The sequence below is a fragment of the Oricola cellulosilytica genome (assembly GCF_019966575.1).
Lineage (GTDB): Bacteria > Pseudomonadota > Alphaproteobacteria > Rhizobiales > Rhizobiaceae > Oricola > Oricola cellulosilytica.
Window position 1 is genome coordinate 661,143 of sequence record NZ_JAINFK010000001.1, and the last position, 12,070, is coordinate 673,212.

Genomic DNA, 12,070 nt, shown 5'->3' on the forward strand with positions numbered 1-12,070 from the left:
CCGCGACATTGTCATCCCCGCATCGGGCGTTTGCAAGGCGCCGCCGCACGGGATAGGCGAACCCAAATGATCGCCGAAACGCTCATCGCCCTCGCCGCCGTCAACGTGGCCTGTTGCGCCCTGTTCGGATGGGACAAGTACTGCGCGGCGAAAGGAGTGTGGCGCGTGCCGGAATCGACCCTGCTGGCCTTCGCGCTGATTGGCGGGACGCCCGGCGCGTTTGCCGGCCGTGCGCTGTTCCGCCACAAGACGCGCAAGCAGCCCTTTGTCGGGCAGCTTTATGGGATTGTGGGATTGCAGGCGGCCGGGCTGGCCCTGGCGGGGTGGTATTTACTTTTGCGGTGAAGAGCGCGCCTTATGGCGAGGACCCCCGCCCCCTCTCTTGCAATTTCCAGCACTTAGCCTGCGGCCAAGGCGCTGAATTTGCCCGGCGCTTTGCTACGGCTCCGCGCGTTCGTCGCTCCAATCGACAAATCGTTGTCGATTGGCCGCCTGCGGCGACCGCTACTCACCCCCACCAAGGGGGGAGTGGGGCGTCAGATATCCAAATTGGCCACGCTCAATGCGTTGTCCTGGATGAAGTTGCGGCGCGGCTCGACCTCATCGCCCATCAGTTGCGAGAACAGCGAATCGGCGTCGGTGGCGTCGTTGATCTTCACCTGCAGAAGCGAGCGGGCTTCGGGATCGAGCGTCGTTTCCCAGAGCTGCTCGGCGTCCATCTCGCCCAGCCCCTTGTAGCGCTGCAGGGTGAGCCCCTTGCGGCCGAAGGCGAAGACCAGATCGATCAGCTTCATCGGTCCGGGAATCGTGTCGGCCGCCTCCTTGCGGCGCAGCACCGGCGGCGCGGCGAACACTTCCTGAAGATGCGGTGACAACTGGTTGAGCGCACGCGCATCGGCCGAGCCGATCAGCGCGGCGTCGAGCACCACGGCCTCCTTCACGCCGCGCACGGTGCGCTCGAAGATCAGCCCGCCGGAGCCGTCATTCGACGGATTGATGCGGCCAGTCCAGCCGCGCTCGGTCTCCTCGGAGATCAGGTCGAGACGGCGAGCGACCTCCGCGGCGGCCTCCTCGGCGCGGGCGAGATCGGCCAGCACCGCCGGGTTCATGGCGCCGGCGATGGTGGCCTGCTCGACGACGGCGTGATCGTAGCGCGAATGCAGGCCGCCCAGCAGGGTGCGCATGTGCAGCGCGGTCTCGATGACGGCGCGCAGATCCTGCCCGGCGCGGACCTCGCCATTGGCGAGTTCCAGCGCGGTGTCATCGAGAGACAGGTCGATGAGGTAATCCTCGAGCGCCTTCTCGTCCTTCAGATATTGCGAGGCCTTGCCGCGCGTCACCTTGTAGAGCGGCGGCTGGGCTATGTAGAGATAACCGCGCTCGATCAGCTCCGGCATCTGGCGGAAGAAGAAGGTGAGCAGCAGGGTGCGGATGTGGGCGCCGTCGACATCGGCGTCCGTCATGATGATGATCTTGTGGTAGCGCGCCTTTTCGGCGTCGAACTCGTCCTTGCCGATGCCGGTGCCGAGCGCGGTGATCAGCGTGCCGACCTGGTCGGAGGACAGCATGCGGTCGAAGCGGGCGCGCTCGACATTGAGGATCTTGCCGCGCAGCGGCAGGATCGCCTGGTTCTTGCGGGAACGTCCGCCCTTGGCGGAGCCGCCGGCGCTGTCGCCCTCGACGATGAAGATTTCGGATTTCGCCGGGTCCTTCTCCTGGCAGTCGGCGAGCTTGCCGGGCAGCGAGGTGATGTCGAGCACGCCCTTGCGGCGGGTGAGCTCGCGCGCCTTGCGGGCAGCCTCGCGGGCGGCGGCGGCCTCGACCACCTTGCCGACGAGGGTCTTGGCTTCGGCAGGGTTTTCCTCCAGCCATTCCGACAGGCGCTCGTTGACGAGGCTCTCGACGACCGGCCGCACCTCCGAGGAGACCAGCTTGTCCTTGGTCTGCGATGAGAATTTCGGATCGGGCACCTTGACCGAGAGGACGCAGGTCAGCCCCTCGCGGCAATCGTCCCCGGTGAGCGACACCTTCTCCTTCTTGGTCAGGCCGGACCGCTCAGCATAGCCGGTGACCTGCCGGGTCAGCGCGCCGCGAAAGCCGGCCATGTGGGTGCCGCCGTCGCGCTGCGGGATGTTGTTGGTGAAGGCGAGCACGTTCTCGTGGTAGGAATCGTTCCACCACAGCGCCACCTCGACGGTGATGCCATCCTTCTCGCCGGTGATGTGGACCGGCATCTCGATCAGCGGCTTCTTTGCGCGGTCGAGATAGCGGACGAACTCCACAAGCCCGCCCTCGTAGAACAGTTCGGTCTCGCGCGGGTCGGCGTGGCGGTGGTCGGTCAGCCTGATGCGGACGCCGGAATTCAGGAAGGCCAGTTCGCGCAGACGATGCTCCAGCGTCTCGTAACTGAACTCGACATTGGTGAAGGTGTCCTGCGAGGGCGTGAAGGTGACTTCCGTGCCGGTGTAGTCTCCGGCCTCGCCGGTGACCGTAAGCGGACCGTCGGCGACACCGTGGGTGAAGCTCATCTCGTGGAACTTGCCGCCCCGGCCGATCTTCAATTTGAGCGAGACCGACAGCGCGTTGACCACCGAGACGCCGACGCCGTGCAGGCCGCCGGAGACCTTGTAGGAGTTCTGGTCGAACTTTCCGCCGGCGTGGAGCTGGGTCATGATGACCTCGGCGGCCGAGATGCCCTCGCCCGAATGGATGTCGGTCGGAATGCCGCGACCATTGTCGGTGACGGTCACAGAACCGTCGGCATTGAGGGTGACGGTGACTAGGTCGGCATGGCCGGCGAGGGCCTCGTCGATGGCGTTGTCCACAACCTCGTAGACCATGTGATGCAGGCCGGAACCATCGTCGGTGTCGCCGATATACATGCCGGGCCGCTTGCGCACCGCGTCGAGGCCTTTTAGCACGCGGATGGAATCAGCGCCGTACTCACCGGCATCGGCCGGAATTTCTTCTGGAATATCAGGCGTTTCGCTCATATTTTCTTGGGTCTTTCGGTGGGCGGGGCGCGCGTGATCCACTGTCCCCGAATCGTGCACGGCAAAGAGAGCCTAGATATAGGATTTCAAAGGCGAAAAGCCAAATCGGAAGGGCGGGCCGACGGACCGCTTCACAGGAGCGCGAGACAGGCCGCTGTCACGTTCCCTTCCGTTCACCGGCTTCATCGCGGGCGACGTGGACGACCTGTTCCAACAGCCACCGGTGCAGAGCACTCTTGTCGTTGCGGCGATGGATCAGCGCGTTGATCTCGAAAGTACGGATCGTAATCGGCGGCTGTCGCACAGCCAAACCGAAAGCAGTTCCGAACCGCCGGGCCAGGCCGGCCGGCACCGTGGCGATCAGATCCGTCTGCGACAGGGCCGCAAACGCGGTCAGAAACTGTGGCATTGCCGCGACGACACGGCGGGACCTTCCGAAGTCTTCCAGATGCCGGTCCACAATTCCGTAAAGGTCTCCTGCTGGGGAGACGATCAGGTGATCGGCGGCGACATATTCATCGAGGGTCGGATCCCCTCTCAACAGCGGGTGATCTGCACGCCCGACCACACGGTAGGTGTCGGTTCGCAGCAACTCTCGAATGGCGTCGTGCTCCTGCCAGAAGAAGCCGATGGCGAGATCGATCTCGCGGTTTTCAAGAGCAGCCAGCGCTGCCTCGCGGCCGAGAATCCGGAATCCGACCGATATGCCCGGCGCCTCACGGCGCATTCGCGCCAGCAAAGCGGACCCATAAACGGCAAGTTCGCCGTCGAACGCGCCGATGTCCACGCGCGCGGTGGCCCGCGCCGGATCGAACCCGGTCGCCCCCTGCAGGGCGGCGTCCAGCACATCAATCACCGCGCGGACCTGGGGCTCCAATTCGAGGGCCCGGGCGGTCGGCTCCAAGCCGTGCGGCCGGCGCAGGAACAGCGGATCGCCAAACACGTCCCGAAGGCGAGCAAGCGTGTGGCTGACCGAGGATTGGGTCAAGCCCATTTCCTGCGCGACGGTCGTCGCCTTGCCGTGCCGCAGCAGTGAAAGAAACGTCACCAGCATGGCCATGTCGAGCCGCCTGAGATTGATCTCATCAATATCTGCCATGATTATTTTTCATTTTCGTTGATAACGGTCGCCGTCCTATCGAGGTTAACGGGGATTGAAAAGGCCGACTCGATGAACATGCAGGTCGACTCGCGGGGAAAAGTGGACGGATTGACTGCCCGCTGTCATTGCGGCGGGGTGTCATTTATCCTGCCGACCAGTCGCTCTGGCGTGGTGGCCTGTCATTGTACCGATTGCCGTACTCTGCACGGCAACTACAATGCGATGCTGGCTGTTCCGCGAGAGGCGATCGTCATGCTGTTCGACGATACGCTGGCCTGGTACGACAGTTCGGAAAATGTGCGGCGCGGGTTCTGCTCCAAGTGCGGCTCGCGGCTGTTCAAGGACAGGCATCTGGCGGACCACGTCATGGTCTCTGCCGGCTCCGTGATCGGGCCAGTGGGCGCGCGCATCGTCGAAAACATGTTCGAGGAATCCAAGGGCGACTGGTACGACCTGCCGAGAACCCGTCGCGACCAACTTCCGACCGCCTAAAGCCTAAAGATTTTCGCAAGCGGCCTCGCGGCGCTAGTTCTTGCGGGTCATATTTCAGGTAACATCCTCGATTCTACCATGCGCCTCGGGAAAAATCCGCTCTTCTTATCGAAAAGATCATCAAAACATATAGCGTCGCCCCGTCTCGAAAGGTAAGGAGCCGCCAAGGGACAGACGGACACCAAAAGGGAGCGCACATGCCCAACCGGAGCGACGGCAAGGGGCTGGAAATCATCGAGGACGATTTCGACGCGGTCGTGAACGACTGGATCGAGATGCAGAAGGATGAGGGTATCCAGCGGACTGACCTTTTCTCGGAAACAGAGATACATGAGCAGACCCGCAGTTTCCTGCGGGCCTTCATCCACGGAATTCGAGCGGGCGGCTCGGTCACCGATTTCAGTCTCGAGCACAAATCCTGGCAGGAATTGCGTGACGTTCTCGACGACATCACTCGCGAGCGAATCGGCCGCGGCGTGCCTGCCGGCGAGATGGCGGGTTTCGTGCTTGCACTGAAGGAACCGGTCTTCAACCGGCTGCGCGAGCATTACGGCAAGAAGGTCGATACGATGCTCGACGAGATCGTCAAGTTCGGCAGCGTGGTCGACGAGCTCGCACTGTTCACCAACCAGCAGTTCATCATCGAACGCGAGCAGGTCATCGAACGCCAGCGCGACGAGATGCTGGAACTGTCGACCCCGGTCGTAGAGTTGTGGGAAAGGGTTCTGACCATCCCGCTGATCGGAACGCTGGATTCCGTTCGCGCGCAGGAAGTCATGGAAAATCTGCTGGAGGCAATCGTCAGACACAGGGCCGAAGTGGCCATCGTGGACATTACCGGCGTGCAAACTGTCGACACACAGGTCGCCCAACACCTGCTGCGGACCGCCGCGGCGGTACGGCTGATGGGCGCCGAGTGCATCATTTCCGGAGTGAGCCCGAAGATCGCCCAGACAATCGTCCAGCTCGGCGTCGATGTCGGCGACGTGACCACGCGTTCGTCGATCCGCACTGCGCTGGTCCATGCCTTTGAAACGGTCGGTTACACGATCACGCGGCGCGGCGGCGAGGCCGAACAGTTTGTCTAACGCGGTCGGCATCTACGCCGTCGAGGACGTGCTGCTGGTCTCCATCAAGGACGACATCACGGATAGCGACGTCATCGAGCTGCAGGACGGGCTGTCCGAGGAGGTCGTGCGAACGGGCGCGCGGGGCGTGGTGATCGACATCAGCGCTCTCGATATCGTCGACACGTTCGTCGGCCGCATCTTCGCCCAGCTTTCCGGCGTGGCCAAACTGCTCGATGCAGAAACCTACATCGTCGGCATGCGCCCCGCGGTCGCCATGACCCTGGTGGAGCTCGGCATGACATTGCCGGAGAGCAACATGGCCCTGTCCGTCAGCCAGGCGCTGCGGCGCATCAGGGCTAACCGCACGAGATGACCGTTCCCGGCGGCCGCCTGGTCGCGACAGTAAAGCTTTCCACCGACCGCGATGTGGCGCGCGCGCGACAGGCCGTGTCCCGTGCGTTCGATGACCTCAAGGCCCGCGCCATCCGGAAGACGCGATTCGTCACGGCGGTCAGCGAAATAGCGCGGAATGCCGTGACCCATGGGCGCGGCGGCGAAATGTCCATATTCGTGCACGACCGCCCGCCGGGAGTATCGGTGATATGCAGCGACAACGGGCCGGGGATCGAGAACACGGAGCAGGCAATGTCGGACGGCTTCAGCACGGGACGCAGCATGGGCAAGGGGCTTGGAGGCGCGCGGCGGCTGGCCGACACATTCGAGCTGGTTTCATCACCTGGAAGCGGCACGGTTGTACGCATGTCGGGGACGGCATGAGCGAGTTCGTCAGGATCACCGACCAGAGTTCCGCCGCGGACGCACGCCGGCGATTGCGGCGAGTTGCCGCCGCCGAGGACTTCGACAGCGACACCATCGAGCGCGCCGCCATCGTCGCGACCGAGGCCGCCACCAACATCGTCCGGTACGCCGGACGCGGCAACATCCTCATCGACACGATGCCTCTTTTCGGCACGAAGAAGCTCGTCATCATCGCCATGGACAAGGGCTCTGGCATCGCAAAGCTGGAGCGAATGATGCGGGACGGCGAATCGACGGGTGGCGGGAGCGGAACCGGCCTCGGCGCGATGCAGCGCCTGTCGGATCGCTTCGACATTCACACGGAGCCCGGGGCCGGGACGGTCGTAGCCTGCGAATTCGGCCCATCCGCCTCCGACGGCAAGACCCGGCGGTTCGACGCCGCCGGACTGCGGCTGAACCACCCCGGCGAGAGCGAATGCGGTGATGCCTGGCTGCTGCGGACCACGGGACGGAGCAGCCAGTTTTTCCTGTGCGACGGTCTCGGCCACGGTCCCCGCGCCGCTGAAGCCGCCAATCGTGCGATCGAAGGTCTGAAGAACCATGGCGGAGCGCCGGTGGAGACGATACTCGACGACCTCTCACACACAATGCGGCCGACGCGCGGAGCCGTCGCGGCGCTATGCCAGGTGGAGGGGGAATCGCCGACGATGACCTATGGGGGTATCGGCAACATATCCACACTGCACCTTTCGAACGGAGCCATACGCCGGCTGGCGTCGCGGGACGGACGGCTGGGCGCGGTCGAGCGGCGGGCGATGGTGGAGACGCTCGACATCCAGCCGGGCGACACGGTGGTGATGCACACCGACGGGATCTCCACGCTGCGCGGCTTCGAGAGCCGGACCGGCCTGCTGCGCCGCTCCGCCCTGACTATCGCCGGCGTGATCTTGCGGGATCATCTGCGCGGGCGCGACGATGCAGGGATCGTGGTCGTAAAGATCCGGAAAGACCAGGACCAACGATGAAACGGCTGGCATCCGTGCGGGTAACACGCGAACAGGACATCGTGCGAGTACGCCAGATCGGCCAACTGGTCGCGCGGACGACCGGCTTCAGCGCGTTTGCCGAAACACGGGTGGTCACAGCCTGGCTCGAACTGGCGCGCAACATCCTGCAGCACGGAGGGGGCGGCCGCATCAACTTCGCCCTCGATGCGCACCGCAGGAAGATCGCCGCGATCGGTACCGCCATCGACGAGGGCCCGGGGATCGAGCGCGTTGACGATCTGCTGCAGGGCCGGCGCCGCCCGGCGGACAAGGGGGGTCTCGGTCTGGGCCTGCGCGGCGTGCACCGCATGGCCGACCGTTTCGACATCAGGACCGGGCCTGAAGGAACACGCGTGGAAGCAGGCTTCCTGTCGGAACGGCCGGAAGGCGAATTGCTCGACACCGTGAAGGAGGCGGCCGATGCGATCGAAGCGCTGGACCAGATCGATCCCGCAGCGGTGCTGGCGCAGCAGAACGACGACCTCATGCGGGCGCTGAGCGAACGCGACCTGCTGATTGCCGAGATTCATCATCGCACGCGCAACAACCTGGCGCTCGTCTCCAGTCTGGTGCGGCTCAGCCGCTCCGGCGCGAAGCAGGAGGAAACGCGCGCGGCGCTCAAGGAACTCGAAGGCCGGATCAACGCGATCATACAGGTGCACCAGCAATTGCAGCATGCCGAAACCAGCGGCGAGATGCAGCTGGTTCCCCTGCTCGAGGAAGTCGTAGCCCAGGCACGCCGGGCATTCAGCGCCCCGAACCTGCTCATCTCGACCGAGGTTACAGGAGACCAGGTGACTGTCGGAAGCGGCGCCGCCGTGGCTCTCGGCCTGATCGTCGGAGAACTGATCACCAACGCGATGAAGCATGGCTTCGCCGGACGTTCCGAGGGACGCATTACCGTTTCGCTCGACTCATCCCAGGACGGCTACCTGACGCTGGTAACGGCCGATGACGGCAACGGCCTTCCCGCCGGCCAGGACCGCCCCGAACGGTCGTCGTCTCTCGGCTGGCGGATGATCCGCACAATGGCGGACAAATATGGCGGCCAGATTACCACCGACGGCACAAAGGGTCTGCGGGTGACCATCCGCTTCGACAGGGATCTCCTGACCGAGACCTGAGGGCGCGCTCGCCGTTAACCGCCCGTCCGCAGTTAATCAGGCCGGCAGTTTGTAATCAGCGAATTGCTTGCGCAGGGCGGTCTTCTTGATCTTGCCCGTGGCCGTGTGTGGAATCTCGTCAACGAAGGCGACATCGTCGGGCAGCCACCATTTCGCGATCTTGCCCTCCATGAAGGAGAGAATGTCGTTCTTGGCGGGGGACTTGCCGTCTTTCTTGACGATGACGAGCAGGGGCCGCTCGTCCCATTTCGGATGGGCGACGCCGATGACGGCCGCCTCGGCGACGTCGGGGTGACCAACGGCCAGATTTTCCAGATCGATGGTCGAGATCCACTCCCCGCCCGACTTGATGACGTCCTTGGAGCGGTCGGTGATCTGCATGTAGCCGAACTCATCGATATGGGCGACATCGCCGGTGTCGAACCAGCCTTCGTCGTCGAATTGCTCCGCGCCCGCGCCGCCGTAATAGGAGGAGGCGACGGCGGGTCCGCGGACCTTGAGGCGACCAAATGTCTTGCCGTCCCAGGGAAGATCGTTTCCGGCGTCGTCTGTGATCTTCATCTCCACGCCAAACGGCGCAGGGCCCTGTTTCTGCTTGATGTCCATCAGCCTGTCGCCGGTCCGATCGGCATATTCCGGTTTCATCGTGCAAAGGGAGCCGAGCGGGCTCATTTCGGTCATCCCCCAGGCGTGAACAACCTCGACATCGTAGACCTTCTCGAACTTTTCGGTGATGGCGCGCGGACAGGCCGCGCCGCCGATCACCACCTTTGTCAGATGCGGCAGCTTGTTACCGGTCTGCTCGAGATATTGCAGCAGCATCAGCCAGACTGTCGGCACGGCAGCGGTGAAGGTGACCTTCTCGGCATCGAGCAATTCGTAGATGGACTCGCCGTCCATCCGGCCGCCCGGCATGACCAGCTTGGCGCCGATCATCGGCGCGGTCTGGCCGAGGCCCCAGGCATTGGCATGGAACATCGGGACGACGGGCAGGATGACATCCCTGGCGCCGACGCCCATGGCGTCCGGCAGCGCTGCCATCATGGCGTGCAGGACGTTGGAGCGGTGCGAATAGAGCACACCCTTGGGATCGCCCGTCGTTCCGGAGGTGTAGCACATGCCGCACGCGTCGTTCTCGCCGACATCGACCCAGGCAAAATCCCCATCGGCCCCGGAAAGCCAGTCCTCGTAGCAGACGACGTTTTCCAAAACGGTTTCCGGCATGTGTGCGGCATCGGTCATCACGATGATCTTTTTCAGCGTCGGCACCTGCGAGGCGATCTTTTCGACGATCGGCACGAAGGAGAGGTCGACAAAGATCGCGCGATCCTCGGCATGGTTCATGATCCAGGCAATCTGGTCGGGAAAGAGGCGCGGATTGAGCGTGTGATAAACGCCGCCGGCACCCATGATCCCGTACCACGCTTCCAGGTGAAGCGCGGTGTTCCAGGCGAGGGTGGCAATGCGGTCGCCCTTCCTGAAGCCCTCGCGCGCCAGCAATTGCGCGATCTTCAGGGAACGGTCCCGCACATCGGAGTAGGTCGTGCGCACGATCGGTCCCTCGACCGAGCGCGAGACGACCTCGCGTCCTGGATGCTGAAGGGCGGCAAAGTCAATGATCTTGTGGCAGACGAGCGGCCATTCCTGCATCAATCCGTGCATGCGTTCCTCCCCCGGATGCTTTCCGCCCAATCTGGCGAACCGTCAGGAAATGTCCAGAGGCGATGAACACGTCCAGCAACCGATCCGGCGTTTTGGTCGGCCGTCGCGCCCGGCATCGCATCCAGGTCCGGAGATGCCGGGCACGTGCCTGCTATGCCACGAGCGGAAGGGGGATTTCGATTCGTTCGAGCGTGCCCGCCTCCAGCGCGTCCGCGAGACGTGCGGCCTGTTCGAAAAGGTCCACCGGAGGAACGACGCGAATGCCGGGCGGGAACGGCGGCGAAGTGCTTGCTCTGTTCCCGCTCGTGGCCGCGGCGCCGATTGCCCCCCGGGCGGAAGTTTCAGCGGTACTCTGAAGATACGTGCACGACATGATGTTTCTCCGTCCGCAGTGGAACGCGAGCCCTTTCGATACGCCGCCCAAGCAATCGGGCCGGCTGTGTTCATACCTGTTTTCGTCCGGTCGGGAATGTTGCCCGGCACTATCTAATCCGGCACGACCACCCTGTAGAAAGGCGCGGAGTGGTCAGACTTCGACGGGTCCGGGGACGTCCTTTCCACCGGCTCGACGGACATCAGATATGCGGCAAGTGCTCCCGCGTCTTCGGGCGTGAGCGCCGAATAGGCCATCCACGGCATGGCCGGGGAGAGCGCCCGCCCGTCGGGACGCACGCCGTAGCGCACCGCATTGATGATCTGCGCGGATGTCCATCCGCCAAGCCCGGTTGCGTGCGGCGTCAGGTTCGGCGGCCAGATCGTCCCGTCAGCCATTTCGAATCCGATATTCCCGCCCGAGAGACCGGCGTCCGCCAGCGGTTCTCCGCCGGCACCGCGCGGCATGTGGCAGCCGGCACAATCCATGATTTGCGCCAGATAGGCGCCGCGCTGCAGCTTGTCCGAATCCGTGCCGGCAGAAACCATCACGGGCAACGTGACCGCCAGTGCGGCGAAGGCAAGTGTCCTTTTCAGTGTCATCTCTCTGTCTCCCTCTGCGGCAGGGCGCCATCGGTGCCGGCCCTGCCGCGATGTCAGGCAAATTCCGGCAACTCACTCCTGGCCGGCATCGGCGTGTTGCGGACCGCCCCGGTGATGCTCGCAGGTGACGGCCGGGTTGAACTGGGCGAAGACGCCATTCGGATTTTCGCGATAGAGCCAGACATGCCTGTCAAAGTGAGGTTCGAACATGTGGGCCTCGTCGATCTCGGTGGCCGGATCGTCGAACATGGTGTCATAGGCGACGCCGTGGAAGGTCGGAGGCGCATCGTAGCCCGCCTGTTTCCAGGACTCCGCAAACACCAGATTTTCGACGGCAACCAATTCGAGCGACCCGTCCGCCTGTGGCTCGTAGATCAAAATCGATGGGGTCGAAAAGTCGGTATGCTGGCCGTTTCCGTCGACACGCGGATTTGGCGGCGCCGATATGCCCAGCAGATCCGGCCTGAAAAAATGGATGCCCATCGCTCCCAACTCCGCGGGCCTGCCCATCATGTCGGCGGTGTCGCACACATCGCCAGGATCGCGCAGGTAGCCCTCGGCCAGCGCGACATTGACATTGCGAAACCGCTCGGTCGCGGTACGAACTTCGGCAAGGCTCGGTTCTCCGGCTTGCGGGACCGACGACGTGTCGACCCGCACCGTGTCGAGGCGAGCCCGCTCTCCTGCCCAGGCAGCAGTTGCCATGAGGGCAAGCGCCGAAACGGCGATGACAGCAGACTTCACAGCTGCCCGGGTCAGTTCGCGGTGTTCCAGCGTCCTTGCGGCTGGACCAGCCCGTTCCTGTCCCGCACCGGCAGATTCAGTGATCCGATCATTTGTGTGCATT

12 protein-coding genes are annotated in these 12,070 nt (G+C 63.8%); 7 read left to right on the forward strand and 5 right to left on the reverse strand.

Translation table 11 applies throughout. The features are described 5' to 3' along the window. Positions 1-66: 66 nt before the first annotated feature. A complete protein-coding gene (locus LC298_RS03150; RefSeq protein ID WP_131564750.1) occupies positions 67-345 on the forward strand; it encodes a DUF1294 domain-containing protein in 279 nt (92 codons plus the stop codon). A gap of 191 nt (positions 346-536) precedes the next feature. Here the strand turns inward: LC298_RS03150 and gyrB are convergent, their stop codons facing one another. Next, positions 537-2,993, reverse strand: coding sequence for a DNA topoisomerase (ATP-hydrolyzing) subunit B (gyrB, locus tag LC298_RS03155; protein ID WP_131564748.1), 2,457 nt, complete (start codon positions 2,991-2,993; stop codon positions 537-539). 157 nt (positions 2,994-3,150) lie between these two features. Further along, positions 3,151-4,092 (reverse strand): LysR family transcriptional regulator, encoded by a 942-nt coding sequence (locus LC298_RS03160; RefSeq protein ID WP_131564746.1) that lies wholly within the window; start codon positions 4,090-4,092, stop codon positions 3,151-3,153. 72 nt (positions 4,093-4,164) lie between these two features. On the opposite strand from LC298_RS03160, the gene LC298_RS03165 reads away from it, so the two are divergent. From LC298_RS03165 to LC298_RS03190, 6 genes are all read left to right on the forward strand, one after another. Beyond that, the gene (locus LC298_RS03165) at positions 4,165-4,587 is read left to right on the forward strand and encodes a GFA family protein (protein WP_131564744.1); all 423 of its coding nucleotides are present in this window, start codon (positions 4,165-4,167) and stop codon (positions 4,585-4,587) included. Positions 4,588-4,784: 197 nt separating this feature from the next. Next, the gene (locus LC298_RS03170; protein WP_131564742.1) at positions 4,785-5,675 is read left to right on the forward strand and encodes an STAS domain-containing protein; all 891 of its coding nucleotides are present in this window, start codon (positions 4,785-4,787) and stop codon (positions 5,673-5,675) included. Further along, the gene (locus LC298_RS03175) at positions 5,668-6,030 is read left to right on the forward strand and encodes an STAS domain-containing protein (RefSeq protein WP_199223164.1); all 363 of its coding nucleotides are present in this window, start codon (positions 5,668-5,670) and stop codon (positions 6,028-6,030) included. Before LC298_RS03170 ends, LC298_RS03175 begins: the two co-directional genes overlap by 8 nt. After that, a complete protein-coding gene (locus tag LC298_RS03180; RefSeq protein WP_131564737.1) occupies positions 6,027-6,434 on the forward strand; it encodes an ATP-binding protein in 408 nt (135 codons plus the stop codon). Before LC298_RS03175 ends, LC298_RS03180 begins: the two co-directional genes overlap by 4 nt. After that, entirely contained in the window at positions 6,431-7,441 is a 1,011-nt protein-coding gene (locus LC298_RS03185; protein ID WP_131564735.1) for an ATP-binding protein, read from the forward strand. Before LC298_RS03180 ends, LC298_RS03185 begins: the two co-directional genes overlap by 4 nt. After that, on the forward strand, positions 7,438-8,586 hold the full coding sequence (locus tag LC298_RS03190; RefSeq protein WP_131564733.1) for a sensor histidine kinase: 1,149 nt from the start codon (positions 7,438-7,440) through the stop codon (positions 8,584-8,586). The genes LC298_RS03185 and LC298_RS03190 overlap by 4 nt, the downstream gene beginning before the upstream one ends. 36 nt (positions 8,587-8,622) lie before the next feature. Here the strand turns inward: LC298_RS03190 and LC298_RS03195 are convergent, their stop codons facing one another. The 3 genes from LC298_RS03195 to LC298_RS03205 all read right to left on the reverse strand — a co-directional run bounded on the left by LC298_RS03195 (position 8,623) and on the right by LC298_RS03205 (position 12,069). Further along, positions 8,623-10,248, reverse strand: a complete 1,626-nt coding sequence (locus LC298_RS03195; protein ID WP_131564731.1) for a long-chain-fatty-acid--CoA ligase — start codon at positions 10,246-10,248, stop codon at positions 8,623-8,625. 486 nt (positions 10,249-10,734) lie between these two features. Beyond that, a complete protein-coding gene (locus tag LC298_RS03200) occupies positions 10,735-11,223 on the reverse strand; it encodes a c-type cytochrome (RefSeq protein ID WP_131564729.1) in 489 nt (162 codons plus the stop codon). Positions 11,224-11,295: 72 nt separating this feature from the next. Further along, positions 11,296-12,069, reverse strand: a complete 774-nt coding sequence (locus LC298_RS03205) for a hypothetical protein (RefSeq protein ID WP_223385515.1) — start codon at positions 12,067-12,069, stop codon at positions 11,296-11,298. Position 12,070 lies beyond the last annotated feature (1 nt).